General features: G+C 70.4%; 22 protein-coding genes. 18 read left to right on the top strand and 4 right to left on the bottom strand.

Features of this window, described 5'->3' with window-relative positions:
- Positions 1-14: 14 nt before the first annotated feature.
- Positions 15-2159, bottom strand: coding sequence for an ATP-dependent DNA helicase DinG (gene dinG / locus Q673_RS22380; protein ID WP_023004878.1), 2145 nt, complete (start codon positions 2157-2159; stop codon positions 15-17).
- Positions 2160-2165: 6 nt separating this feature from the next.
- A complete protein-coding gene (gene rhlB / locus Q673_RS22375) occupies positions 2166-3440 on the bottom strand; it encodes an ATP-dependent RNA helicase RhlB (RefSeq protein ID WP_023004877.1) in 1275 nt (424 codons plus the stop codon).
- Positions 3441-3572: 132 nt separating this feature from the next.
- Here rhlB and Q673_RS22370 point away from each other — a divergent pair, with 132 nt between their 5' ends.
- A complete protein-coding gene (locus Q673_RS22370) occupies positions 3573-3812 on the top strand; it encodes a hypothetical protein (protein WP_023004876.1) in 240 nt (79 codons plus the stop codon).
- A complete protein-coding gene (gene xthA / locus Q673_RS22365) occupies positions 3812-4639 on the top strand; it encodes an exodeoxyribonuclease III (protein WP_023004875.1) in 828 nt (275 codons plus the stop codon). The genes Q673_RS22370 and xthA overlap by 1 nt, the downstream gene beginning before the upstream one ends.
- 90 nt (positions 4640-4729) lie before the next feature.
- Here the strand turns inward: xthA and Q673_RS22360 are convergent, their stop codons facing one another.
- Complete coding sequence (locus Q673_RS22360; RefSeq protein ID WP_023004874.1) at positions 4730-5809, bottom strand: 3-deoxy-7-phosphoheptulonate synthase; 1080 nt, start codon at positions 5807-5809, stop codon at positions 4730-4732.
- Positions 5810-6129: 320 nt separating this feature from the next.
- On the opposite strand from Q673_RS22360, the gene rpoE reads away from it, so the two are divergent.
- From rpoE to Q673_RS22305, 11 genes are all read left to right on the top strand, one after another.
- Positions 6130-6735: an RNA polymerase sigma factor RpoE gene (gene rpoE / locus Q673_RS22355; RefSeq protein WP_023004873.1), complete on the top strand. Its 606-nt coding sequence runs from the start codon at positions 6130-6132 to the stop codon at positions 6733-6735.
- 175 nt (positions 6736-6910) lie between these two features.
- The gene (locus tag Q673_RS22350; protein ID WP_031217584.1) at positions 6911-7630 is read left to right on the top strand and encodes a sigma-E factor negative regulatory protein; all 720 of its coding nucleotides are present in this window, start codon (positions 6911-6913) and stop codon (positions 7628-7630) included.
- A 13-nt stretch (positions 7631-7643) separates the two neighbouring features.
- Complete coding sequence (locus Q673_RS22345) at positions 7644-8612, top strand: MucB/RseB C-terminal domain-containing protein (protein WP_023004871.1); 969 nt, start codon at positions 7644-7646, stop codon at positions 8610-8612.
- 85 nt (positions 8613-8697) lie between these two features.
- On the top strand, positions 8698-10119 hold the full coding sequence (locus Q673_RS22340) for a DegQ family serine endoprotease (protein ID WP_023004870.1): 1422 nt from the start codon (positions 8698-8700) through the stop codon (positions 10117-10119).
- Positions 10120-10279: 160 nt separating this feature from the next.
- The gene (lepA, locus tag Q673_RS22335; protein ID WP_023004869.1) at positions 10280-12097 is read left to right on the top strand and encodes a translation elongation factor 4; all 1818 of its coding nucleotides are present in this window, start codon (positions 10280-10282) and stop codon (positions 12095-12097) included.
- A gap of 27 nt (positions 12098-12124) precedes the next feature.
- Positions 12125-12928, top strand: coding sequence for a signal peptidase I (gene lepB / locus Q673_RS22330; protein ID WP_023004868.1), 804 nt, complete (start codon positions 12125-12127; stop codon positions 12926-12928).
- A gap of 63 nt (positions 12929-12991) precedes the next feature.
- Complete coding sequence (gene rnc / locus Q673_RS22325) at positions 12992-13681, top strand: ribonuclease III (protein WP_023004867.1); 690 nt, start codon at positions 12992-12994, stop codon at positions 13679-13681.
- On the top strand, positions 13678-14577 hold the full coding sequence (gene era, locus Q673_RS22320; protein WP_023004866.1) for a GTPase Era: 900 nt from the start codon (positions 13678-13680) through the stop codon (positions 14575-14577). The genes rnc and era overlap by 4 nt, the downstream gene beginning before the upstream one ends.
- On the top strand, positions 14578-15282 hold the full coding sequence (recO, locus tag Q673_RS22315) for a DNA repair protein RecO (RefSeq protein ID WP_023004865.1): 705 nt from the start codon (positions 14578-14580) through the stop codon (positions 15280-15282).
- A 44-nt stretch (positions 15283-15326) separates the two neighbouring features.
- Positions 15327-16127, top strand: coding sequence for a pyridoxine 5'-phosphate synthase (gene pdxJ, locus Q673_RS22310; RefSeq protein WP_023004864.1), 801 nt, complete (start codon positions 15327-15329; stop codon positions 16125-16127).
- Positions 16128-16130: 3 nt separating this feature from the next.
- Positions 16131-16508: a holo-ACP synthase gene (locus Q673_RS22305; protein WP_023004863.1), complete on the top strand. Its 378-nt coding sequence runs from the start codon at positions 16131-16133 to the stop codon at positions 16506-16508.
- Here Q673_RS22305 and Q673_RS22300 read toward each other — a convergent pair.
- Complete coding sequence (locus Q673_RS22300; protein ID WP_023004862.1) at positions 16448-19189, bottom strand: ATP-binding protein; 2742 nt, start codon at positions 19187-19189, stop codon at positions 16448-16450. The genes Q673_RS22305 and Q673_RS22300 overlap by 61 nt on opposite strands.
- Positions 19190-19297: 108 nt before the next feature.
- On the opposite strand from Q673_RS22300, the gene cysM reads away from it, so the two are divergent.
- The 5 genes from cysM to Q673_RS22275 all read left to right on the top strand — a co-directional run.
- Positions 19298-20194: a cysteine synthase CysM gene (gene cysM / locus Q673_RS22295; RefSeq protein ID WP_023004861.1), complete on the top strand. Its 897-nt coding sequence runs from the start codon at positions 19298-19300 to the stop codon at positions 20192-20194.
- Positions 20195-20197: 3 nt separating this feature from the next.
- Positions 20198-21664 (top strand): 23S rRNA (uracil(1939)-C(5))-methyltransferase, encoded by a 1467-nt coding sequence (locus tag Q673_RS22290; protein ID WP_023004860.1) that lies wholly within the window; start codon positions 20198-20200, stop codon positions 21662-21664.
- Positions 21657-23936, top strand: a complete 2280-nt coding sequence (gene relA / locus Q673_RS22285) for a GTP diphosphokinase (protein WP_023004859.1) — start codon at positions 21657-21659, stop codon at positions 23934-23936. Before Q673_RS22290 ends, relA begins: the two co-directional genes overlap by 8 nt.
- Positions 23933-24826 (top strand): nucleoside triphosphate pyrophosphohydrolase, encoded by an 894-nt coding sequence (mazG, locus tag Q673_RS22280; protein ID WP_023004858.1) that lies wholly within the window; start codon positions 23933-23935, stop codon positions 24824-24826. The genes relA and mazG overlap by 4 nt, the downstream gene beginning before the upstream one ends.
- Positions 24823-26821 (top strand): phosphoenolpyruvate carboxylase (locus tag Q673_RS22275; RefSeq protein WP_023004857.1); only part of this gene is annotated, 1999 nt, incomplete at its 3' end. The genes mazG and Q673_RS22275, both read left to right, overlap by 4 nt.

The raw sequence follows: 26821 nt of genomic DNA, 5'->3' as shown, positions 1-26821 counted from the left end.
TTGCTCCTTGCTCCTTACGGCCCCTGTCGTACCCCGTCGATCTCGCGCACGAAGGGCGGCAGGGAGTCGAGCAGCGCCCGGCCGTAGCGGCGCGTCAGCACGCGGCGGTCGAGCAGGGTGATGCGGCCGTGGTCGGCCTCCTTGCGGATCAGCCGGCCGCAGGCCTGCACCAGCTTGATGGAGGCGTCGGGCACGCTGATGCGCATGAAGGGGTTGCCGCCCTGGCGCTCGATCCACTCGGCGAGCGTCGCCCCCACCGGGTCGTCGGGCACCGCGAAGGGCAGCCGGGTGATCACCACATGGGTCAAGTAGTCGCCGGGCAGGTCGATGCCCTCGGCGAAGCTCGCCAGGCCGAAGATGATGCTGCCCTCGCCGGCGTCCACCCGCTCGCGGTGGCGGCTGATGAGCTCGCGCTTGGGCAGGCGGTCCTGGGCCAGTACGCGCTCGGCGAGTGCCCGGGGCAGCGCCTTCTCCACCGCGCGTAGCTGGGCTCGTGACGAGAACAGCGCCAGCACCGCCTCCTGCTTGCCCAGCCCCTGCACGAAGTCGACGATGGCGCGCTCGTGGCCCTCGCGATCGGCGGGATCGACGGCCTCCCGCGGCACGCTGAGCACCGCCCGCGAGTAGTCGAAGGGGCTCGGAAGGCGCTGGTAGCGGTAGCGGTTGGCGAGCCCGGCGCGCTCCTGCAGACGCTCGAAGCGGCCCAGGGCGGTGAGCGTCGCCGAGGTGACCACGGCACCGAAGGTGGTGCCCCACAGGTTCTTGGCCAGGGTGTGGGCGGCGGAGACGGGGCTCGCCGAGAAGGTCAGCTCCGGTTCGCCACCGAACCGCTCCAGGGTCAGCCAGCGCGCCCGGGGCGGTTCGCCCTCGGCATCGGTCTCGGCGAAGGCCTGCCACAGGGCGTGGGCCTCCAGGGCGCGGCCATGCAGCAGGGCGATCAGCGGCAGCCATGCCTCGGCGGCCTCCCGGGGCAGGCCGGTGTGCTTCTCGGGGTCGAGGCTCTCGCGCAGGATGTCGGCGATGCTCTCCAGGGTGCGGGAGAGCTCGGCGAACACCACCACCAGCGCCGCGGCATGCTCCTGCAGCGCGGCGGGGGCGCGGCCCATCTCGAAGCGATGCTGGTGGAGGCTCTCCTCGTCGCCCAGGCCCTGGGGGCGCTCGGCGAGCTGGTGGCCCAGGGCGAAGGCCTCGCCGAGGCGCGGCTCGGCGGCCTCCAGCGCCTGGGGCAGGCTAGCCAGCAGCCGCGCCAGGGTCGCCTGGCCGCCCAGGGCGGCGTTGAGCTCGGTGAGCGACTTCTTCAGGTTGCGCAGCCAGCGCAGGCCGGCGTTGACGCCGAAGCGGTGGGCGAAGTGGTTGAGTGCCTTGTCGGGCAGGTGGTGCCCCTCATCGAAGACATGGATGCAGTCACCCGGGTCGGGCAGCACCACGCCGCCGCCCAGGGAGAGGTCGGCCAGCACCAGGTCGTGGTTGGCGACGATGATGTCGGCCTGCTCCAGGTCGCGGCGGGCGCGGAAGAAGGCGCAGGCGCCGAAGTGGCCGCAGCGGCGGTTGGTGCACTGGCGATGGTCCACGGTGAGGCGGCGCCAGTGGGCGTCGTCGATCGCCTCCGGCCAGCTGTCGCGGTCGCCCTCCCAGCGGCCGCTGCCATAGGCGTCGCCCATCGCCTTGACCAGTGCCTGGAAGTCGTCGCCGCCGCTGTCCAGGGCCTGCTCGAAGAGCGACAGCGTGGGGTTCTCCTCGCCGCCCTCCAGGGCCTGGTCGAGACGCGCCACGCAGACGTAGCGCCCACGCCCCTTGGCCAGGGCGAAGCGGAAGTCGATGCCGCTGTGGGCGCGCAGTGCCGGCAGGTCCTGGTGCAGCACCTGCTCCTGCAGGGCCACCGTGGCGGTGGAGAGCACCAGGCGCTTGCCGCGCGCCCGGGCCACGGGCAGGGCGGCGAGCAGGTAGGCGAGGGTCTTGCCGGTGCCGGTGCCCGCCTCGAGCACGCAGACGTGCTCGTCGGAGGTGCGCTTGCCAGCCTCGTCCGCCTCGATGCCCGCCAGGGTGCGGGCGATCTCGGCGATCATCAGGCGCTGGCCGTAGCGGGGGGTGAGGCCCAGGCCCTCCAGCACGCGGCGGTAGGCGCCCTGGATCTCGTTCTTGAGGGCCTCATCCAGCATCGCGGGTTACAGCAGTCCTTCCGGGGGGTGTTCGCAGGGCAGCTTGTCGCCGATGAAGCGCTCGATCTCGGGCAGGGAGAAGGCGTCCTCCTCGCCGACGAAGCTGATCGAGACCCCCTTGGCGCCGGCGCGGCCGGTGCGGCCGATGCGGTGGACGTAGTCCTCCGGGTCCTCGGGCAGGGTGTAGTTGACCACGTGGCTGACGTCCTCGATATGGATGCCGCGCCCGGCCACGTCGGTGGCCACCAGCACCTGGATCTCGCCCTCGCGGAACTTCTCCAGGGTCTGGATGCGCTGGTTCTGGGGCACGTCGCCGGAGAGCATGGCCACGTTGATCCCGGCCTGGCGCAGCAGCTCGTCGAGCTTGCGTACCAGGTCGCGGCGGTTGCCGAACACCATCACCCGGTCGAAGCTCTCCTGCTGCAGCAGGTTGACCAGCAGCCGCTGCTTGTCGGCATCGCTCACCAGGTAGACGCGCTGGTCGATGTCCGCCTGGTTGTCGACGGTGACCGCGATCTCGACATGGGTCGGCTCATGGGTCCACTGGCTCGCCAGGTTGAGGATGTCCTCGGTGAAGGTGGCCGAGAACAGGAAGGTCTGGCGCTCCTCCTTCTTAGGGGTGTGGCGGATGATGCGCTTGACGTCGGGGATGAAGCCCATGGAAAGCATGCGATCCGCCTCGTCGAGCACCAGCACCTCCACCTCGCGCAGGTCGACGTCGCGCTTCTCGTGGAAGTCGAGCAGGCGACCGGGGGTGGCCACCAGGATATCGACCTTGCCGGCGAGTCCCTCGCGCTGCTTCTGGTAGTCCATGCCGCCGACGACGCTAGCCACCTTGAGATCGGTGAAGCGGGCCAGGGCCTTGGCGTCCTTCTCGATCTGCAGCGCCAGCTCCCGGGTGGGGGCGATGATCAGCGAGCGCGGTGCGCCCTGTTTCTGGCCGTTGGGGCGCTCCTCCTCGAGGAAGTAGGCGAGGATCGAGATCAGGAAGGCGGCGGTCTTGCCGGTGCCGGTCTGCGCCTTGCCCACCACGTCACCGCCAAGCAGGGTGTGGCGCAGCGCCTCCGCCTGGATCGGGGTGCAGTACTCGAAGCCCAGGGCGTGGATGGCGCGCATCAGCGGCAGCGGCAGGTCGAAGTCGTGAAAGCGCCACTTGCCGGCCACCGGGGGGACCTGGAACTGGCGCAGGTCCCAGTTCGACTGGCGACGGCGCGGCTTGCGGCGACGACGCTTGGGCTTGCGGTTCTCGGCCGGGGCCGTGGTCTGTTCCGACTCGCTCATAGGCTTGCTGTCTTTCCGTGTCGATAGGGAAGTCATGTGATGCAAACGCGCATTGTACCAGTCTATGCGACGAAGGGCGCGTCTCGTGCCGTGAGGCTGGTAGAATGCGCGCCATAGCAGAGGAGTTGCCCCATGACCCGTCGCAAGAAGACCCGTTCGCTGGCCGACAAGGTGCAGATCCGTACCGGCCGGCGCAAGGACTACAAGAAGTGGCGTCACGAGAACCCGGACCAGGTGACCTCGTCGACCCGCTACACCCAGAAGAAGCGCCAGCAGCGCAAGGTGCAGGCTGCCCGCAAGCTGGCCCGCCAGCAGCAGGGGCAGGAGATCGCCATCCATCCCGACGCCGGGTCGAGCGGGGAGGAGCGCTGATGCGCCTGGTCTCGTTCAACATCAATGGCATCCGCGCACGGCTGCACCAGCTCTCGGCCCTGGTGGAGGCCCATCGCCCGGCGGTGATCGGCCTGCAGGAGACCAAGGTGCAGGATGCCGAGTTTCCCCGCGAGGCGGTGGAGGCGCTGGGATACCGGGTCGCCTTCCATGGCCAGAAGGGGCACTACGGCGTGGCGCTGCTGGTCGACCCCGCCCAGTGTGGCGAGCCGGAGACCTTCCACCTCGGCTTCCCCGACGACGGCGACGAGGCTCAGCGGCGCATGATCGGGGTGCGGCTGCGCCTGGCCGACGGCGAGCCGCTGACGGTGTGGAACGGCTACTTCCCCCAGGGGGAGAACGTCGAGCACCCGGTGAAGTTTCCCCACAAGCGCGCCTTCTACGCCCAGCTCCGGCGCCTGCTGGAGAGCGCCCATCGCCCCGACGAGCGCCTGGCGGTGATGGGCGACTTCAACATCTCCCCCGAGGACATCGACATCGGCATCGGCGACCCCAACCGCCGGCGCTGGCTGCGCGAGGGCAAGACCAGCTTCCAGCCCGTGGAGCGCGAGTGGCTCGCCGGGATCAAGGCCTGGGGGCTGAACGACAGCTACCGGATGCGCTACCCCGAGGTGGATGACCGCTTCAGCTGGTTCGACTATCGCTCCAAGGGCTTCGACCGCGAGCCCAGGCGAGGCCTGCGTATCGACCATATCCTGGTGACCGCGCCGCTCGCCGAGCGCGTGGTGGAGGCGGGCATCGACTACGCCCTGCGCGGGATGGAGAAGCCCTCCGATCACGCCCCGGTGTGGACCGAGCTGGACCTCTGAGGCCTCGGCTGCCCCGAGACACCCCCGACTACGACGACAGGCGCCCGGAGAGGGCGCCTGCGCGGTCGTGGGTCTTGGTGGTGGCTGGCGTCAGGCGGCCTGAGTGCGCTTCGCCAGCACCGGGGCGAGCTTGGCGTTCATCTCCTTGAAGGTGCGCTCGGTGGTGTCCCAGTCGATGCAGGCATCGGTGATGGAGACGCCGTACTTCAGCTCGCTCAGGTCCTCGGGGACCTTCTGGTTGCCCCAGCCGAGGTTGGACTCCACCATCAGGCCGATGATCGAGCGGTTGCCTTCCAGCAGCTGGTTGGTGACGTTCTCCAGCACCAGCGGCTGCAGCGCCGGGTCCTTGTTGGAGTTGGCGTGGGAGCAGTCGATCATGATGTTGGGCTTGATGCCAGCCTTGTTCAGCTCCTGCTCGGCCAGCGCCACGCTGACGCTGTCGTAGTTGGGCTTGCCGTTGCCGCCGCGCAGCACCACATGGCCGTAGGCATTGCCGCGGGTGCGGATGATCGCCACGCGGCCGGCGTAGTCGATGCCCAGGAAGTTGTGGGGATGGGCCACCGATTGCAGGGCGTTGACCGCCACCTCCAGGCTGCCGTCGGTGCCGTTCTTGAAGCCCACCGGGCAGGAGAGGCCCGATGACATCTCGCGGTGGGTCTGGGACTCGGTGGTGCGCGCACCGATGGCCGACCAGCTGATGCAGTCCTGGATGTACTGCGGCGAGATCGGGTCCAGCGCCTCGGTGGCCAGCGGCAGGCCCATCTCGGCCAGTTCCACCAGCAGCTTGCGGGCGATATGCAGCCCCTCCTCGATCTCGAAGGAGCCGTTGAGGTGGGGGTCGTTGATCAGCCCCTTCCAGCCCACGGTGGTGCGCGGCTTCTCGAAGTAGACGCGCATCACGATATAGAGGCTCTCCTTGACCTCGTCGGCGAGACGGCGAAGGTGGCGGGCGTAGTCGATCGCCGCGTCGACGTCGTGGATGGAGCAGGGGCCCACCACCACCAGCAGGCGCGGATCCTCGCCGTCGAGGATGCGCTTGATGGTGTCACGTCCCTCGATCACGGTCCTCTCGGCCGCCTCGGTGAGCGGGATCTCCTGCTTCAGGGTTTCCGGCGTGATGAGCACGTCCTGGGAGAGGACGTTGAGGTTGCTGACCTGCTGATCTGTCATTCGAATACCCGTGTCGTGTCTGCGCTGATGGCCTGTCGGCATGCTAATGGTGGCCCTACTATACACCGGGCGGGGCACCCGCGATCAATCGCGGGAACCTCCCGCAGGGCGGGCTGTCTCAGCGCAGGCGCCGCTCGATGAACGCCGGCTTGATGGATGCGAAGGAAAAGGGAACACTTGTGCGACTTTCGACGATGGTCTTCGACCCCCACTCGCCCAGGCATCAGGTAGACGCTATGCAGCCAAGTCCACGCCCCGACGCGACGCCGCCTTCCGGCCGCCGCCTCACCCCCCGTCGCCTGCGGACGGGGAGAGGTTAGATGGGGGCCAGGGAAACCGACCAGCAGCTTGTCGAGCGCGCCCAGAAGGGCGATACCCGCGCCTTCGACCTGCTGGTGAAGAAGTATCAGCACAAGATCATCGGCCTGATCGGACGCTACGTGCACGACCATGCCGAGGTGCAGGACGTGGCCCAGGAGGCCTTCATCAAGGCCTACCGGGCGCTGGGCAAGTTCCGCGCCGAGAGCGCCTTCTATACCTGGATGTACCGTATCGCCATCAACACCGCCAAGAACCACCTGGTCTCCCGAGGGCGCCGCCCGCCGGGCAGCGACCTGGATATCGCCGACGCCGAGATCGTCGATCACAGCGGGCGCCTCTCCGAGACCGAGACGCCGGAGGCGGCCCTGGCGCGCGACCAGCTGGAGGCGGCGGTGTTCGAGGCGATCGAGGCGCTGCCCGATGACCTGCGCACGGCGATCACCCTTCGCGAGCTCGAGGGGCTCTCCTACGAGGACATCGCCAACATCATGGAGTGCCCGGTGGGGACGGTGCGCTCGCGGATCTTCCGTGCCCGGGAGGCGGTCGACCAGCATATCCGGCCGCTGGTGACCACCGCGCGCAACCGGGAGCCGGGAGAGGCCTGAGGCCACATTTTTTGTCGATTCGCTGAACTGTCCCGCGCCATTGGCGTCATAGACAGTGTTCACGCCGCCGACGGCGGAACGGGATGTCGCCATCCCCGGCACAGCGGCCGGGAATGGCGATATCGGGCTGACAACGGATGCAGGGCATGTCCCTGCTTGGTTGAGGGTGTTGAGAATGAGTCAGAACGCACGGGAATCGCTTTCTGCCCTGATGGACAACGAGGGCGACGAGCTCGAGCTGCGCCGCGTGCTGAAGTCGCTGGAGGAGGCGCCGGATGCCGCCGAGGCCTGGCGTCGCTACCACCTGATGCGCAGCCTGATGCGCCGCGAGGGGGAGATGGATGTCAGCACCGATCTCTCCGCGGGCATCCTGGCACGCCTCGAGGAGGAGCCGGCGCCCGGCCGCGAGGTCGACCTCGACGACAGCGCCGCCCCGGCCTCTCGACGTTCGCTGCCCTTGGCCCGCAGCGCCGGCATCGCCGCCGCGGTCTCGCTGATGGTGATCACCGGCGTGCAGTTCTACAACGGCGGCCTCCCCGGCGCCTCGGTGGGGCAGCCCGCCGAGGTGGCCGGCGCGGGGGCAGGGCAGGCGGCCCCGGCCGGCCTCGCCGCCGCGCCCGCCGCCGAGGCCGTGCGTCGCCCCGCCCTGGCCGACCTGCCGCTCTTCTCGCTGCCCCAGGGCGATGGCGGCCTGATGACCGTGGGCGCCGGTGGTGGCGCCACCCCGATGTTCATGGCCCCCAGCCAGCGCCAGTCGCTGATGGCAGACGAGGAGCAGGCACGCCTGCTGCAGTCCTACCTGGATCGTCACGCCGAGGGGGCGGCCTATCGCAGCGGTGACGCCTGGATGCCGCTGCTGCGCGCCACCGGTGCCGACGGCCTCGGCCAGCGCTGAGCGGAGGGTGGCGATGCGCGCCGTTCGTCGCTGCCTACCGGGCCTATTCTCGCTACTGCTTCTCGCCGCTCCGCCGGCGCTGGCCCTCGAGGTTGCGTCGGATGCCGAGCGCTTCGATTGCCGGCGCCTCGAGGACGCCGCGTCGCCGGAGACGGCGCTTGAGTGGTTCGAGCGTAGCCTCTGGGCAAGCCATTGCTATGCCTACGAGGCCCAGGCGGTGCGCATCGGCTTCGATGGCGTGCGCACCCTGGTCCTCAGCCACTCCGTCCACGACGGCACCGAGCGCGGCTTGGCCCGCTTCCTCGACGGACCGCCCATGGCCTTCGAGCGGCGCAGCCGCATCGGGCGACTGAGCGGTGCCGAGGCGGGTGCGCTGCCGCCCACCCCGGCGGGCGCCGCGGCCCATGTCGATGACCACTACCGGCTCAGCCTGGGGGGCGAGGAGCGTATCGCCAACCGCCGCGCGCGGCGCCTGGATATCGCCCCGCTGGACAGCTTCCGCTACGGCAAGCGGCTGTGGCTCGATGCGGCCACGGGACTCACCCTCAAGCAGAGTCTGCTCGACGAGACCGGGCGCGCGGTGGAGACCTTCCAGCTGACCGCGCTGGAGCGCCCGCGCCTCCACGCCGGCGAGGTGAGGATCGATGCCGTGGAGGCGCCTCCCGAGGACCCCTGGCGGCTCGGCTGGCTGCCGAGCGGCTTCACCGCCCAGCCGGTGGAGACCCGCAGTGGGCGGCACGGCGGGGCGGTGACCCATCGCCTCTACAGCGATGGCCTCTCCACCCTGAGCCTCTTCGTCTCGCCGCTGGAGGGCATCGAGCCGTTGGCCCCCGGACTGCACCGCCTGGGCGTCTCCCATGCGGTGGTGCGCCACCGCGAGTTGGGTGGCCGCCAGCGCCAGGTGGTGGTGATGGGCGAGATGCCCCCGCGGGTGCTGCTGCGGGTGGCGGATGCCCTGAGCTGGCGTTCGCCGCCCTCCTGAGCGTGTGAGGGCGGCGCGCCATCACCATCTCCGTAACCGCACCCTTTCGGATCCCTAGACCCACGATACCCACGCAGGAGCCACCATGATGCGAACCTTGCGATACGTCTCCCTGTGGATGCTGCTGGCCGCGAGCCTGCTGGCCTGGCAGGGCGCCATGGCCCGGGAGCTGCCCGACTTCACCGAGCTGGTGGAGGAGGCCGCCCCCGGGGTGGTCAACATCTCCACCACGCGCACCGTGGAGAGTCGCAACCCTTTCCAGGGCTTCAACCAGGAGGAGATCCCCGAGATCTTCCGCCACTTCTTCGGTGACCGCTTCCCCATGCCGCCCGGCATGGAGCAGGGCCCCGGCCGCTCCCAGGAGCGCCAGTCGCTGGGCTCCGGCTTCATCATCAGCGAGGACGGCTACATCATGACCAATGCCCACGTGGTCGATGGCGCCGACGAGATCGTGGTGCGCCTCAACGACCGGCGTGAGCTGGCCGCCGAGCTGGTGGGCAGCGACAAGCGCACCGACGTGGCGGTGCTCAAGGTGGAGGCCGAGAGCCTGCCGACCCTACGCCTGGGCGACTCCGACGACCTCAGGGTGGGGGAGTGGGTGGCCGCCATCGGCTCGCCCTTCGGCTTCGACCACTCGGTGACCGCCGGCATCGTCAGCGCCATCGACCGTACCCTGCCGCGAGACGCCTACGTGCCTTTCATCCAGACCGACGTGGCGATCAACCCCGGCAACTCCGGCGGTCCGCTGTTCAATCTCGACGGCGAGGTGGTCGGTATCAACTCCCAGATCTTCACCCGCAGCGGCGGCTTCATGGGGCTCTCCTTCGCCATCCCCATCAACGTCGCCATGGACGTGGCCGACCAGCTGCGCAGCGACGGCCAGGTGCGCCGCGGCTGGCTGGGGGTGATGATCCAGCCGGTCTCCCGTGACCTGGCCGAGTCCTTCGGCATGGATGAGCCGCGTGGCGCGCTGATCGCCGACCTCGACCCCGAGGGTCCCGCCGCCCGTGACGGCCTGCGCGCCGGCGACATCATCCTCGCGGTGGATGGCGCCCGCGTGCATGACTCCAGCACCCTGCCGCGGCTGATCGGTCGCACCGCCCCGGGCAGCGAGGTGGAGCTCGAGCTGCTGCGTGACGGCGAGCGCGAGACCCTCGAGGTCACCCTGGGTGACTGGCCGGATGCCCAGGTGGCCGCCGACCTGCCGGAACAGGAGAGCCAGCAGGCGCGCCTGGGTGTCTCGGTGAGCGAGCTCGAGGCGAGCGAGCGCGAACGCCTGGGGATCGAGGGCGGCGTGCGCATCCTCGAGGTGGCGCCCGATGGCGCCGCGGCGGCGGCGGGGCTGCGTCCCGGCGACGTGCTGGTGAGCATCGACCATCGCACGGTCGCCGGCCCCGACGAGCTGGTCGCCCTGGTGCGCGAGCTGCCCACCGACCGTGCCGTGCCGGTGCGCCTCTACCGCGACGGCCGCTCGCTGTTCGTGGCGCTGCGCCTCGACGCCGACTGAGCCCCTGCGATCCCTCGCGCCCCACCACCCGACGGCCCCCGGCCGTCGGGTTGCTGTATCTGGCCCGCGCATGCCGGTACAATGGCGCACGATCCCGGCCGACGCCGCGCGCCGCGTGCGCCCGCCCGAGGCCCGAACCTAATCAGGCAGAAGTCATTCGATGTCCCAAGACACCCCCTCCGACAAGCTCAAGCATATCCGCAACTTCTCGATCATCGCCCACATCGACCATGGCAAGTCGACCCTGGCCGACCGCCTGATCCAGACCTGCGGCGGGCTGACCGAGCGTGAGCTCAAGGAGCAGGTGCTCGATTCGATGGACCTCGAGCGCGAGCGCGGCATCACCATCAAGGCCCAGTCCGTGACGCTGGACTACCACGCGCCGGACGGCAACACCTACCAGCTCAACTTCATCGACACCCCCGGGCACGTCGACTTCTCCTACGAGGTGTCGCGCTCGCTCTACGCCTGCGAGGGAGCACTGCTGGTGGTGGACGCCGGCCAGGGCGTCGAGGCCCAGTCGGTGGCCAACTGCTACACCGCCATCGAGCAGGGCCTCGAGGTGTTGCCGGTGCTCAACAAGATGGACCTGCCCCAGGCCGACCCCGACAAGGTCGCCCACGAGATCGAGGAGATCATCGGCCTGGACGCCACCGACGCCTGCCAGGTCTCGGCCAAGAGCGGGATGGGCATCGATGCGCTGCTCGAGCGCCTGGTTCGCGACATCCCGCCCCCCAAGGGCGACCCCGAGGGGCAGCTCCAGGCGCTGATCATCGACTCCTGGTTCGACAACTACCTGGGCGTGGTCTCCCTGGTACGGATCTTCGACGGCACCCTCAGGAAGGGCGACAAGATCCGCATCAAGTCCACCGGCCGTGACTGGCAGGCCAACGAGGTGGGCATTTTTACCCCGCAGCGCCGCGAGACCGACATCCTGCGCGCCGGTGAGGTGGGCTTCGTGGTGGCCGGCATCAAGGACATCCACGGCGCCCCGGTGGGGGATACCATCACCCACGCCAGGACCCCCGACGTGTCGCGCCTGCCGGGCTTCCAGAAGGTCAAGCCCCAGGTCTATGCCGGCATGTTCCCGGTCAGCGCCGACGACTACGAGGACTTCCGCGACGCCCTGGAGAAGCTGGCGCTCAATGACGCCTCGCTGGAGTACGAGCCGGAGAACTCCGACGCTCTGGGCTTCGGCTTCCGGGTCGGCTTCCTTGGCACCCTGCACATGGAGATCATCCAGGAGCGCCTCGAGCGCGAGTATGACCTGGACCTGCTGACCACCGCGCCGACGGTGATCTACGAGCTGCTGATGAAGGATGGCGAGCTGCGCTATGTGGCCAACCCCTCCAAGCTGCCGGACATGGCCGACGTGGAGGAGATGCGCGAGCCCATCGTGCGGGCCAGCATCCTGGTGCCCCAGGAGTTCGTCGGCAACGTCATCACCGAGTGCGAGCAGCGCCGCGGCACCCAGAAGGACATGCAGTTCCTGGGCAGCCAGATCCAGCTCACCTACGAGCTGCCCATGTCCGAGGTGGTGATGGACTTCTTCGACCGCCTCAAGTCGATCTCCAAGGGCTACGCGTCGCTTGAGTACAACTTCGAGCGCTTCGAGGCCGCCAAGCTGGTGCGCCTGGATGTGCTGATCAACGGCGACAAGGTCGACGCCCTGGCCGTGATCATCCACCGCGACCACGCCCACTCCCGCGGCCGGGTGCTGGTGGAGAAGATGAAGGAGCTGATCCCGCGCCAGATGTTCGACGTGGCGATCCAGGCCGCCATCGGCAGCCAGGTGGTGGCGCGCTCCACCGTCAAGGCGCTGCGCAAGAACGTCACCGCCAAGTGCTACGGCGGCGACGTGACCCGCAAGAAGAAGCTCCTCGAGAAGCAGAAGGCGGGCAAGAAGCGCATGAAGCAGGTGGGCCGGGTGGAGATCCCCCAGGACGCCTTCCTCGCCGTGCTCAAGGTGAACGACTGACCTCTCATACAGGGAACCCCGACCGCCATGGACTTCTCACTGCTGCTGGTGATCGCCGTCGCCGTCACCGGCGTGATCACCCTGTTGAACCTCGTCTGGTGGCGCCCGGCGCGCCGCCAGGCGCTGCAGACCGCCGAGGCCGGCACCACCGAGGGGCTGACCCCCGATGCCCGCGAGCAGGTGCTCAAGGAGCCCTGGCCGGTGGACTACGCCCGCTCCTTCTTCCCGGTGCTGCTGGTGGTGCTGGTGCTGAGAAGCTTCGTGGTGGAGCCCTTCCAGATCCCCTCCGGCTCCATGCGCCCGACGCTGGAGATCGGGGACTTCATCCTGGTCAACAAGTTCGCCTACGGGCTGCGCCTGCCGGTGGTGCACACCGAGATCCTCGACCTGGGCGAGCCCGAGCGCGGCGATGTCATGGTGTTCCGCTTCCCCAGCGAGCCGTCGGTCAACTTCATCAAGCGTGTGGTGGGCCTGCCCGGCGATCGCATTCGCTACGAGGGCAAGCAGCTCTACGTCAATGGCGAGGCGGTGCCCAAGCGGCTGCTGGAGGAGAGCCCCGCCGAGGCCCGCGGCGAGCTGCTGTTCGCCGAGCGGCTGGGCGAGGTGGAGCACCGCATCTACAATAACCCTCGTGACCCCGGTCCCCAGGTGCGCGAGCTGGTGGTCCCCGAGGGGCACTACTTTACCATGGGCGACAACCGCGACCACTCCAACGACAGCCGCTACTGGGGCTTCGTGCCGGAGGACAACGTGGTGGGTCGCGCCTTCGCCGTCTGGATGCACTGGGACGGTGGCCTGCCCAGCTTCACCAGCGTGCGTCGCATCCACTGAGTGCCCCTGCCGACACGCCATCGCCGCCGACACACAGACCGACACACAGACAACAGGATTTTCGTGAGCCAGACCCTCAACGCCTTCAGCCGACGCCTCGGTCACGACTTCGGTGACGACGCGCTGCTCGAGCTTGCCATGACCCACCGCAGCTACGGTGGCCAGAACAACGAGCGCCTGGAGTTCCTCGGGGACTCCATCGTCAACTTCGTCATCGCCGAGGCGCTGTTCCGGCGTTTCCCCGAGGCCCGCGAGGGGCAGCTCTCGCGCCTTCGCGCGCGCCTGGTCAAGGGCCAGACCTTGGCCGAGCTGGCCCGGGAGATGGGCTTCGGCGAGCACCTGCGCCTGGGGTCCGGCGAGATGAAGAGCGGCGGCCATCGCCGCGAGTCGATCCTGGCCGATGCCGTGGAGGCGGTGATCGGCGCCATCTACCTCGATGCCGGCATGGAGGCGGTGCGCGCCCGGGTGCTCTCCTGGTACGCCGTGCGCCTGGAGGGCATCAGCCTGCAGGACACCCAGAAGGATCCCAAGACCCGCCTGCAGGAGTTCCTGCAGTCGCGCCAGGCGCCGCTGCCGCGCTACGAGGTGGTCAGCGTGGAGGGTGAGGCCCACGCCCAGACCTTCACCGTGGAGTGCCACGTGGAACTGCTCGAGGGCCATACCGTCGGGGTCGGCTCCAGCCGGCGCCATGCCGAGCAGCAGGCCGCGGAGCTGGCGCTCAAGCAACTCGAGCCCAGGGGGGCGCGCTCATGACCCAGACCTGTGGATTCGTGGCCATCGTCGGCCGCCCCAACGTCGGCAAGTCCACGCTGATGAACCGTATCCTCGGCCAGAAGGTGTCGATCACCTCGCGCCGGCCCCAGACCACTCGCCACCAGGTGATGGGGATCAAGACCGAGGGCGAGGCCCAGGCCATCTATGTCGACACCCCCGGCATCCATATCCTCGCCAAGGACCGCAACAAGGCCATCAACCGCTTCATGAACCAGGCGGCCACCCAGGCCCTGCGCGATGTCGACTGCGTGGTGTTCATCATCGACCGCACCCGCTGGAGCGAGGAGGACCAGGTCGTTCTGCAGCGCCTCGAGCACGTCAAGGCGCCGGTGATCCTGGCGGTCAACAAGGTCGACCGCCTCAAGGACAAGGCGGAGCTGCTGCCCTGGCTGGAGTCGGTGGGCGCACGGCGCGAGTTCGCCGCCATCGTGCCTATCTCCGCCAAGCACGGCACCAACGTGCCGGAGCTCGAGGCCGAGGTGGCCCGGCACCTTCCGGAGAGCGTGCACTTCTTCCCCGAGGACCAGATCACCGACAAGAGCCAGCGCTTCCTGGCCGCGGAGCTGGTGCGCGAGAAGGTGATGCGCCAGCTCGGCGACGAGCTGCCCTACCAGATGACCGTGGAGATCGAGGAGTTCCGCGACGAGGGCAGGGTGGTGCATATCAGCGCCCTGATCCTGGTGGAGCGCCAGGGCCAGAAGAAGATCCTGATCGGCGAGAACGGCGAGCGCATCAAGAGCATCGGCCGCGAGGCGCGCCTGGACATGGAGCGGGCCCTGGGCGCCAAGGTGATGCTCAACCTCTGGGTCAAGGTGAAGCGTGGCTGGTCCGACGATGAGCGGGCGCTGAAGAGCCTGGGCTACGATCTCGACTGAATGACCCCCGAACCCGCCTTCCTGCTGCACAAGCGCCCCTACCGCGAGACCAGCGCCCTGGTGGAACTGCTGACGCTGCACCATGGGCGGGTGCGGGCCGTGGCCCAGGGCGTGCAGCGCCCCGGCTCACGCTCCCGCGGCCGGCTGCAGCCCTTCGCCCCGCTGCACCTGACCTGGGTGGGGGAGGGCGAGCTCAAGCGTCTGCGCCTGATGGAGAGCCGCGGCGCGGCCGCGCTGCTGGCCGGCGAGGGGCTGCTGTGCGGCCTCTACGCCAATGAGCTCCTGACCCGCGCCCTGCCGGTGGAGCTGCCGGTGGCCGAGGTGTTCGCCTTCTATGCCGCCTTGCTGGAGGCGTTGCCGCGTCCTGACGCCCGTGCCGGCGCTCTGCGGCGGCTGGAGTTCGCCCTGCTCGAGGCGCTCGACGCCGCGCCACGCTTCGTCGAGGCCGGTGGCGGCGAGCTCGACCCCCAGGCGCGCTATGTCTTCGATGTCGACAGCCGCGCCTTCCGCCACGGCCAGCCGGGCCTGGACGGGCGCACCCTGCGCCTGCTCGCCGGCGGCGACTGGGAGGCCCCGGGGCTCGCCGGCCCCGCCAAGGCGGTGGCCCGTGCGGCCCTGGCCCCGCTGCTGGGCACGCGCCCACTGCGCTCCCGGGAGCTGATGCGCCAGCTTGCCGAACGTCGGCGGGCCGGATCAGCCCCGTGATCACGTGACTTCCTGCTGATAATTCGACTCTCCTGGAGCCCGTCATGCATCCCCCCAGAATCCTTCTCGGCGTCAATATCGACCATATCGCCACCCTGCGGCAGGCCCGCGGCACGCGCTATCCGGATCCCGTCCAGGCCGCGCTGCTCGCCGAGGAGGCGGGTGCCGACGGCATCACCGTGCACCTGCGCGAGGATCGCCGCCATATCCAGGAGCGTGACGTGCGTCTGCTCGCCGAGGTGCTGACCACCCGCATGAACCTGGAGATGGCGGTCACCGAGGAGATGGTCGCCCTGGCCGAGGCGGTGCGCCCGGCCCATGTCTGCCTGGTGCCGGAGAAGCGCGAGGAGCTGACCACCGAGGGCGGCCTCGACGTGGTCGGCGGCTTCGCGGCGATCCGCGACGCCTGTGAGAGGCTCGCCGCGGCGGGCTGCGAGGTGTCGCTGTTCATCGACCCTGAGCCCGCCCAGATCGAGGCCGCGGCGCGTGCCGGGGCGCCGGTGATCGAGCTGCACACCGGCGCCTACGCCGAGGCCAGCGGCGAGGCCGCGACCCGCGAACACGCGCGCCTCTCCGCCGCCACCGAGATGGCCCTCGAGCTGGGGCTCACCGTCAACGCCGGCCACGGCCTGCACTACCACAACGTCGAGGCCATCGCCGCCATCCCCGGCCTGCACGAGCTCAACATCGGCCACGCCATCATCGCCCGGGCGCTCTTCGTGGGCCTCAAGGAGGCGGTGGCCGAGATGAAGCGCCTGGCCATCGCCGGCCAGGAGGCGGGCTTCGTGGCGGCGCTGGAGGCGCACGATCACGACCACGACGATGACCACCACCACATCCACTGAGCCATGATCCTCGGCATCGGCACCGACATCGCCCGGGTGGCGCGCTTCAAGGCGGCGCTGTCACGGCGTGGCGAGCGCCTGGCCTGGCGGCTGCTCGGCGAGCTGGAGCGCGAACGCCTGGTAGGGCACCCGCAGCCGGCGGCCTTCCTGGCCAAGCGCTTCGCCGCCAAGGAGGCCTTCGTCAAGGCGCTCGGCACCGGCCTGCGCCACGGCATGCGCTGGGGGGAGATCCAGGTGGTCAACGACAGCCTCGGCCGTCCCTCGTTGCTGCTCGCCGGTAAGGCCCATGAGCTGGCGCGCGCCGCTGGCGTGCGTGCCACTCACCTGTCGCTGTCGGACGAGGACCAGTTCGCGGTGGCCTTCGTGGTGCTCGAGGGCTGAGCCTCGCCGCTCACCTCGGCAGGATGGTCGGCGTCCCAGCGACGCAGCGCCGCCATGGCCTCGAACAGCGGTGCCATCAGCGGCGCCATCGCCTCGCGGCCGCGACTGCGCAGGCGAGTCTCCATGGTCTCCACCAGCAGCGCCAGGCGCGGGGCCCCGCAGTAGCGGCAGGCGCCGTTGAGGGCGTGGATGGCGTCGAGCAGCGCCTCGTCGTCCTGCTCTCGATAGGCCTGGCGGATCGCCGCCTCGCTCTCGGTCAGCGACTCGGCCAGCTGGCCGAGCAGCCGGCGGGCGAACGCCTCGTCCCCCCCGGCGAGGCGGGTGCCGAGTGCCAGGTCCACGGTGGGCAGGTCGGTGCCATGGGACGCGGGCTCGGGGCTCACCATGGGCGCCGGGGCCTCGCCCCGGTCACCCAGGTGGCGAGCCATCAGGGTGGCGAGCCGTTCGGCGTCCAGCGGCTTGGTGATCACGTCATCCAGGCCGCTTGCCACCAGGCGGCGGCGCTCCGCCTCGAGGGCATGGGCGGTCACCGCCACGATGGGCGTGTGGCCCCACGCCGGCCCCAGGCGACGCAGCGCCCGGGTGGTGGCGATGCCGTCCATGCCCGGCATGCGGATATCCATCAGCACCAGGTCGAAGTGGCCCTGGCGTGCCAGGGCCAGCGCCTCCTCGCCACTGGCCGCCAGCGTGACCTCGACCCCGGGCCCGGCCAGCAGCGCCCCCAGCAGTTCCCGGTTGGCGCGGTTGTCGTCCACGGCCAGCAGGCGCCGCCTGGCGGGCATCGCCTGCGGCGCCGCGTCGGCGGCCTGGCCGCCGTGATGCGGCCCCAGGGCGCGCGCCACCGCCTCGCCGAAGGCGCGTCGCGTCAGCGGCTTCACCAGCACCTCGCCGCCCCGGGGCAGCGGCAGCTCGGGAAGCTCCAGGGGGCTTGTGTTGCATAGCAACAGGGCGGGGCAGGGCAGTGCCGCCAGGCGTCGCCGCCAGCGCTCGAGCGGCTCGCGGTGGCGAGGCGCGTCGCCGAGGCTCGCCACCAGCAGGCACGGCGGGGCATCCGCCGAGGCCTCTCCCGGCACCACCGGGCGCGCTCCCCAGCGCTTCAGCAGGTGCTTGAGGGCGCGACGCGTGGTCGGATGGGGCTCCTCCAGCAGCACCGTCTCGCCCGCCAGGTGCAGTTCCGGGGGGCGTTCCGTCGCCGCGTCGCCCGCCAGGGGCAGGGTGAAGGCGAAGGTGCTGCCGCGCCCCGGTTCGCTCTCCACGCCGATCTCGCCGCCCATCTGCTCGACCAGCTGGCGGCAGATGGAGAGCCCCAGCCCGGTGCCGCCGAACTCCCGCGAGTGGCTCGGGTCCCCCTGGCGGAAGGCCTCGAAGAGGCGCCGGCGGTGCTCCGCCGAGAGGCCGATGCCGGTATCGGCGACGCTCACCCGTAGGGTGACCCGCCCGGCCTCGCACTCCTCCACCATGACCCGTACCACCACCTCGCCGCGCTCGGTGAACTTGACCGCGTTGCCCACCAGGTTGGTGAGCAGCTGGCGGATGCGCAGGGGGTCGCCCTGCAGGCCGGCGGGCACGTCGTCATAGACCATGCCGACCAGTTCCAGCCCCTTCTGCTGGGCCGTCGGCGCCTGCAGGGCCAGCACCTCGTCCACCAGCTCCACCATGTCCACCGGCAGGCGCTCGAGCTCCAGGCGTCTCGCCTCCAACTTGGAGTAGTCCAGCACGTCGTTGACCAGCATCAGCAGGTTGCCGCAGGCGCGGTTGACGTGCTCCAGCCACTCACGCTGGCGGGCGTCCAGGGAGGAGCGCCCCAGCAGCCGGCAGAAGCCGATGATGCCGTTGAGCGGGGTGCGGATCTCGTGGCTCATGTTGGCCAGGAACTCCGACTTGACGCGGTTGGCCTCCAGGGCCCGGCGATGGGCGAGGTCGAGCTGCATGTTCTGCACCTCCACCGTCTCCATGGACTCCTCGAGCTCGGCGGTCGCCTGGGCGACCTGGCGCTGCATCTCCTCGCGGGCCTCCTGGAGCCGGCCGGCCAGGGCGTTGATACGCTCATCCAGGGGCGGCAGCTCCGGCGGCAGGGCGGCAAGCGGGGCATGGGGCTCCCCGCGCTGCAGCCGCGCCAGGGCCGCATCGGCCTCCTCCAGGGGGCGCTGCAGCCGGCGGCAGGTCGCGGTCGTCGTCGCGCCCAGCAACAGGGCCGCCAGCACCAGCAGCACGCCGGCGACCCCGACCTGGCGGTAGTGGGCGAGCAGCAGGCCGCCGCCGTCGATATCCAGCACCAGGCGCGCCCCCCCGCCTTCGGCAAGTCCGGTGTGCAGCCGCCAGTGGCCCTCGCCGTGGCGCCTGAGCCCGTCGCTCACGCCGTCGGCACCGGCCTCGTCGGCGATCGGCCGCAGCCGGCCCAGCTCCAGCAGGCGCTCCCCCGCACCATCGATGATGGCCAGGGCGCGAACCTCCTCGATCGCCAGCAGTCGATCGGCATAGGCCGCCAGTCGCGACGCGTCGCCGTCCTCCAGGGCCGCGACCAGGCTCGGGGCGACCAGCGCCACCGCCGTCTCCATCCGGTCGGCCACCCGGGCCTCTTGGTCGCCGCGGTGCAGGGGCAGGGTGATCGCCGTGACGGCAACCATCAGCAGCATGGGCAGGACCAGGGCAATCAGCAGCAGGCGCAGCTTCAACGACATCACGGGCCTCTCGGGCAGGGAAACGCGACGCGAGCTACGGCGGGTGCCTGTCCACCCCGGAGCCGCGCGGATATAATGACGAAAATACCTTTAGAGAAGGATGCTTGCATGCATTTTCCCACCATCGAGGAGGTCGTCGGTCACACGCCCCTGGTGCGCCTCAAGCGTATCGGTGCCGGCCGCAACAACGTGCTGCTGGCCAAGCTGGAGGGCAACAACCCGGCCGGCTCGGTGAAGGACCGCCCGGCGCTCTCCATGCTCGAGCAGGCCGAGGCACGCGGCGAGATCACCCCCGGCGACACCCTGATCGAGGCCACCTCCGGCAACACCGGCATCGCCCTGGCCATGGCCGCGGCGATCAAGGGCTATCGCATGGTGCTGATCATGCCGGAGAACGCCTCCGAGGAGCGCAAGCAGTGCATGGCCGCCTACGGCGCCGAGCTGATCACGGTGAGCCAGGCGGGCGGCATGGAGGAGGCCCGCGACGTCGCCGAGGCGATGCTCGCCCGGGGCGAGGGCAAGCGGCTGGACCAGTTCGCCAACCCCGATAACCCGCTCGCCCACTACCGCGGCACCGGTCCGGAGATCTGGGAGCAGACCGGCGGCAGCGTGACCCACTTCATCAGCTCCATGGGCACCACCGGCACCATCATGGGGGTCTCCCAGGCGCTCAAGGAGCGCAACCCCGAGGTGGAGATCATCGGCCTGCAGCCCGAGGATGGCGCCAGCATCGCCGGCATCCGCCGCTGGCCGGCGGAGTACCTGCCGAGCATCTTCGATGCCAGCCGCGTCGACCGCGTGCTGGACATCGGCCAGCGCGAGGCCGAGGCGCACATGCGTCGCCTGGCCCGCGAGGAGGGCATCCTGGCTGGTGTCTCCTCCGGTGGTGCCCTGGCCGGCGCGCTGCGCGTGGCGGAGCAGGTGGAGAACGCGGTGATCGTGTTCATCGTCTGCGACCGCGGCGACCGCTACCTCTCCACCGGCCTGTTCGCCGCGGAGGCCTGAGCCATGGCGATGCTGGGCAAGCGCCGCCCGCGGCGCCAGGCGTCGGGCGTCTCCGGCCTGCAGGGGCGTCAGCAGCCCCAGGGGGCGCCGCTGCTGCGCGGCGAGGGCGAGCCGGCCTCCCGTGAGGTCACCATTGAGCGCCTGGCCCATGACGGCCGTGGCGTGGCCCACGACCCCGACGGCAAGACCCTGTTCGTCGAGGGGGCGCTGCCGGGAGAGCGGGTCGAGGCGGCGGTCCACCGCACCCGAAAGCGCTTCGACGAGGCCCATGTGCGCGAGGTGGTCGCCGCCGCCCCGGAGCGCGTCGCGCCGCCCTGCGCCCACTACGCCCGCTGTGGCGGCTGCGACTTGCAGCACCTGGCGCTGCCGGCCCAGCGTCGTCACAAGCAGGCGGTGCTGCGCGAGCTGCTGGCCCGTCAGGGCATCGTGCTTGACGGCGAGCCCGAGCTGCTGGCCGGGGCCGGCGAAGGCTACCGCCGCCGGGCGCGGCTCGGCGTCAAGGTGGGCGCCCAGGGCGCGATCCACCTGGGCTTTCGCGCCCGCCACAGCCATCGCCTGGTGACGATCAACCACTGCACCATCCTGGCGCCGGCGCTGGATGCCCTGCTGGGGCCGCTGCACCACCAGCTGGCAAGCCTGGAGGCCCCCCGCCAGGTCGGGCACCTGGAGCTGGTCGAGAGCGATCAGGGGGCGGTGGTGGTGGTGCGCCAGCTCAGGGCGCATGAGGGTGACCGCGTACGCTGGCAGGCCTTCGCCGCCGCACGCGGCATCTCTCTCGCCTGGCTGACGGGACGCGAGGCGCCGACCCTCGAGTGGCTCACCCCGCCCCCGGCGCTGAGCTGCCGGGCACCGGGCGCCCGCCAGGCGCCCGGTGCCAGCGACTTGACCCTGGGCTTCGCGCCCGGCGACTTCCTGCAGGCCAATGCCGAGGTCAACCGTGCGATGGTCACCACCGCCCTGGCCTGGCTTGGGGCCGACGAGGACGCACTCGCCGGCCGCGAGGTGCTCGACCTCTTCGCCGGGGTCGGCAACTTCAGCCTGCCGCTGGCCGATGCCGGGGCGTCGGTGACCGCCGTGGAGGGCAGCCCGGCGATGGTCGAGCGGCTGGCGGACAACGCCGCCGCCAATCGGCTGCCTCTCACGGCGCGCCAGGCCGACCTGACACAGGACGCCACCGCCGCGGCGCTGCTTGGGGAGCGCCGTCCGAAGGTGGTGGTGCTTGACCCGCCCCGGGAGGGCGCGGAGGCGGTGGCCCGCGCGCTGTGTGCCGCCCCGGTGCCCCGCGTGCTCTACGTCGCCTGCGATCCGGCCACCCTGGCCCGGGATGCGGCACGCCTTGTGCATGGTGGCTACCGGATCACCCGGATCGCCGTGGCCGACATGTTCGTGCACACCTCACACCTGGAATCGATGCTGCTGTTCGAGCATCCGCGGTGGCAGCAGCCGCAAGGAGCCTCACCCGATGGTTAAAGTCCGCGAGGACCAGCCCCTCACCCATGGCGGTCGCGTCGACATCCCGCGCTGGGTCGAACGCCTGCAGGAGGACGTGCGGCTGCGCGACCCCGCGCGGCTGGTGGAGGCCTGCCACCTCGCCGAGCGCCTCGAGCATGACGCCGAGCGTCCCCAGCGGCGCTGGCAGCCCGACGGCTCCAGCTTCCGCATGGGCCTGGAGATGGCCGACATCCTCGGCGAGCTCAAGCTCGACCAGCCGGCGCTGGAGGCGGCCGTGCTCTACCGCGCGGTGCGCGAGGGGCTGATCGGCATCGAGGCGATCGCCAAGCGCTTCGGCCGCGAGGTCGCCGCGCTGATCGACGGCGTGTTGCAGATGGCGGCGATCAGCGCCACCCAGTTGCCCAGCCACGACATGAGCCAGCACGACCAGCAGGACAACCTGCGCAAGATGCTGGTCAACATGATCGACGACGTGCGGGTGGCGCTGATCAAGATCGCCGAACGCACCTGCGCGCTGCGCCAGGTCAGGGACGCCCCCCGCGAGAAGCAGCTGCGCGTGGCCCGGGAGGTGTTCGACATCTACGCGCCCCTGGCCCATCGCCTGGGCATCGGCCACCTCAAGTGGGAGCTGGAGGATCTCTCCTTCCGCTACCTCCACGAGGGCGACTACAAGGCGATCGCCAAGCAGCTCGCCGAGAAGCGCGTCGACCGCGACCGCTACATCGCCGAGGTGGTGGGGACCCTCAAGGGGCTGCTCGACGCTCAGGGCATCCCCCGCTACGACGTCAACGGCCGCGCCAAGCACATCTACTCGATCTGGCGGAAGATGAAGCGCAAGCGCATCGACTTCTCCCAGGTCCATGACATCCGCGCGGTGCGCATCCTGGTGCCGGAGGTGGCCGACTGCTACACGGTGCTGGGGCTGGTGCACTCGCGCTGGCACCACGTGCCCAACGAGTTCGACGACTACATCGCCAACCCCAAGAAAAACGGCTACCAGTCGCTGCACACCGCGGTGATCGGCCCCGAGAACAAGGTGCTGGAGATCCAGATCCGCACCTTCGCCATGCACGAGGAGGCCGAGCTCGGGGTCTGCGCCCACTGGCGCTACAAGGGCCACGACACCAAGGCCAAGAGCACCAGCTACGAGGAGAAGATCGCCTGGCTGCGCCAGGTGCTGGAGTGGCAGGAGGAGGTCGGCGACTTCGGCGACCTGCGCGAGGGGCTCAACAGCGACGTGGCGCCGGACCGCATCTACGTCTTCACCCCCGACGGCCACGTCATCGACCTTCCACGCATCGCCACCCCCATCGACTTCGCCTACCGGGTGCACACCGAGGTGGGCCACCGCTGCCGGGGCGCCAAGGTCAACGGGCGCATCGTGCCGCTCACCTACCGGCTCAAGACCGGCCAGCAGGTGGAGATCCTCACCGCCAGCAAGGGCGGCCCCAGCCGCGACTGGCTCAACCCCAGCCTCGGCTACGTGCGCACCTCCCGCGCCCGGGCCAAGATCCAGGCCTGGTTCAAGCACCAGGCCCGCGACCAGAACGTCGAGGAGGGGCGCGCGCTCTTCGAGCGCGAGATGAAGCGCCTGGACCTTGAGGACATGGACCTCGACACCCTGGCCCGCAAGTTCAACTACGTCACCCCTGAGGACATGTACGCGGCACTCGGCGCCGGCGACCTGCGCATCGGCCAGGTGCTGCACCAGGCCCAGCAGCTGTTCGGCGAGAGCGACGACCAGGAGCAGCTCGACCGCCTGCTGGCCAAGCCCCGGCGCGCCCCGGGCAAGGGCGGCCAGGGCGACATCACCGTGCTCGGCGTCGGCAACCTCAAGACCAGCATGGCCAACTGCTGCCATCCGGTGCCCGGTGAACCCATCGTCGGCTTCATCACCCAGGGGCGCGGGGTCACGGTGCACCGCCAGGACTGCCCCAACATCCTCCAGCTGCGCCTCGACGAGCCCCAGCGCATCATCGAGGTGGAGTGGGGCGAGCGGGCCCGCACCCAGTACCCGGTCAACATCGAGGTCCAGGCCTGGGACCGCTCCGGCCTGCTGCGCGACGTCACCGGGGTGCTCGGCAACGAGAAGGTCAACGTGCTGGCGGTGAACACCCTGACCGACAGCGACGACGGCATCGCGCGGCTGACCATCACCCTGGAGGTGGATGGCCTGGAGACCCTGGGCCGGCTCTTCTCGCGCATCCAGCAGTTGCCCAACGTCATCGAGGTGCGCCGCCTGCGCGGCGGCGCGCCCGGCAGGCGCAAGGGCAAGGAGAGGAAGGCATGAGCCGGCGCCACACCCTGGACGACCTGCTGACCCTGATGGCGGTGCTGCGCGACCCCGACCAGGGCTGTCCCTGGGACCTCGGCCAGGACTGGGATTCCATCGTGCCGCACACCCTGGAGGAGGCCTACGAGGTCGCCGACGCCATCGAGCGGCGCGCCTGGGACGAGCTGCCCGGCGAGCTTGGCGACCTGCTCTTCCAGGTGGTCTACTACAGCCAGTTCGGGGCAGAGGAGGGGCGCTTCGACTTCCATGACGTGGTCGACGTCCTAACCGCCAAGATGCTGCGCCGCCATCCCCACGTCTTCCCCGACGGCACCCTGGCCTCGCGGCGCCCGCCGGGGGTGACGGCCGAGGAGATCGAGCGGCGTCAGGTCCACTCCCGCTGGGAGGCGCTCAAGGCCGAGGAGCGTGCCGAGCGGGCAGGCGACACGCACGACTCCGCCGCGGCGTCGGTGCTGGACGACGTGCCGCGCACCCTGCCGGCGCTCGCGCGGGCCGCCAAGCTCTCCAAGCGTGCCGCCCGGGTCGGCTTCGATTGGCCCGACGCCCGCGGGGTGATCGCCAAGATCCGCGAGGAGCTTGACGAGGTAGAGGAGGCCCTGGCCGCCGAGGATCGCGAGCACGCCGCCGAGGAGGTGGGCGACCTGCTGTTCGCGGTGACCAACCTGGCGCGCACCCTCAAGGCCGACCCCGAGCAGCGCCTGCGTTCCACCAACGCCAAGTTCGAACGGCGCTTCCGCCACGTGGAGGCGGCCCTGGCGGCCGACGGCCTGACCCCCGCCGAGGCCGGCCTCGACGCCATGGAGCGCCACTGGCAGGCCGCCAAGCAGACCGAGGCCCGCCATATGGAAGCTAACGACAACGCCATTCCCGGAGAGTCACGGCCATGAGCCACGATCTGCACGAATCCCTGCGTGACAACGTCCGTATCCTGGGTGACAGCCTGGGCCGCACCATCGCCGACGACCTGGGCAGCGGCTTCGTCGACCGGATCGAGGCGATCCGCGGCTTCGCCAAGCGCGGTCGCCAGGGCGACGAGGCGGCCCAGCGCGAGCTGATCGACTACCTGCGCCGGCTGCCCGACCGCGACCTGTTGCCGGTGACCCGTGCCTTCAACCAGTTCCTCAACCTGGCCAACATCGCCGAGCAGCACTACCGGGCGCGCTTCCGGCGCGTGGAGGACTACCGCCCCGGCACCCAGCCGGTGCTTTCGGAGCTGCTGGAGCGGGCGCGGGGGGCGGGCCACTCGCCGCGCAAGCTGGTGGAGAGCCTCTCGGGCATGCGCGTCGAGCTGGTGCTCACCGCCCATCCCACCGAGGTCATCCGCCGCACCTTGATCCAGAAGTACGACGCCATCGACGACTGCCTGACGGCCATCGAGTCATCGGCGGACTACCCCGAGCGCGGCGCGCGGGCCAAGGGCCGCCTCGAGGAGCTGATCAGCCAGGCCTGGCACACCGACGAGATCCGCCACGAGCGCCCCTCGCCGGTGGACGAGGCCAAGTGGGGCTTCGCGGTGATCGAGAACTCCCTGTGGCAGGCGGTGCCGGACTTCCATCGCGACCTCGACAACCTGCTGCTCGACGCCGCCGGCGAGCGCCTGCCGCTGGACGCCGCGCCGATCCGCTTCGCCTCCTGGATGGGGGGCGACCGCGATGGCAACCCCAACGTCACCTCCAGGGTGACCCGGGAGGTGCTGCTGCTGGGACGCTGGATGGCCGCCGACCTCTACCTGCGCGACCTCGAGCAGCTCAAGGCCGAGCTCTCCATGTGGAAGGCCAACAGCGCCCTCAAGGCCGAGGTGGGCGAGGTCGCCGAGCCCTACCGTGAGCTGCTGCGCCGGCTGCTGTCGCGGGTCGAGGCGACCCGCGACTGGGCCAAGGCGAGCCTCGACGGCCGCGCCTACGATGGCGGCCCGATCATCGAGAGCCGCGACCAGCTCTATGCGCCGCTGCTGGCCTGCTACCGCTCGCTGTGCGATGTCGGCCTGGACACCATCGCCAACGGCGCCCTGCTCGATACCCTGCGCCGGGTGGCGGTGTTCGGCGTCACCCTGACCAAGCTCGACATCCGCCAGGAGGCGGGGCGTCACGCCCAGGTGATGGAGGAGCTGACCGACGGCCTGGGGCTCGGCCACTACCGCGAGTGGAGCGAGGCGCAGCGCCAGGCCTTCCTGCTCGAGGAGCTTGCCTCGCGGCGACCGCTCATCCCGCGCCGCTGGGAGTGCTCGCCGGAGTCCCGGGAGGTAATCGACACCTTCCGGGTGATCGCCACCGAGCAGGCCGAGGCGCTGGGCACCTACATCATCTCCATGGCCGGCCAGCCCTCCGACGTGCTGGTCGTGGCGCTGCTGATGAAGGAGGTGGGCGGCGAGGTGAAGCTGCCCATCGCGCCGCTCTTCGAGACCCTGGATGACCTCAACCACGCCGGCGACGCCATCGACCGGCTGCTCTCCCTGCCCGGCTATCGCCGCCTGTGCGGCGAGCGCCAGGAGGTGATGATCGGCTACTCGGACTCCGCCAAGGATGCCGGCCAGCTGGCCGCCGCCTGGGCCCAGTACCGGGCCCAGGAGACGCTGGTGGAGGTGTGCGAGCGCCACGGCGTCGACCTGACGCTGTTCCATGGTCGCGGCGGCACCGTGGGGCGCGGCGGGGGCCCGGCCCACGCCGCCATCCTTTCCCAGCCGCCGGGGTCGGTGAACGGCAGCCTGCGGGTGACCGAGCAGGGTGAGATGATCCGCTTCAAGTTCGGCCAGCCGGAGATCGCCCTGCGCTCCATGGAGATCTACGCCTGCGCGGTGCTGGAGGCGACCCTGCTGCCGCCGCCGGCGCCGGAGCCCCACTGGCGCGAGGAGATGGACCGCCTGGCCGAGATCGCCCATCGCG

The sequence above is a fragment of the Halomonas sp. PBN3 genome, from assembly GCF_000475415.1.
Taxonomy (GTDB): Bacteria; Pseudomonadota; Gammaproteobacteria; order Pseudomonadales; family Halomonadaceae; genus Halomonas; species Halomonas shengliensis.
The sequence above is the reverse complement of the archived record's forward strand: the minus strand, read 5'-3'. Positions and strand labels throughout refer to the sequence as shown.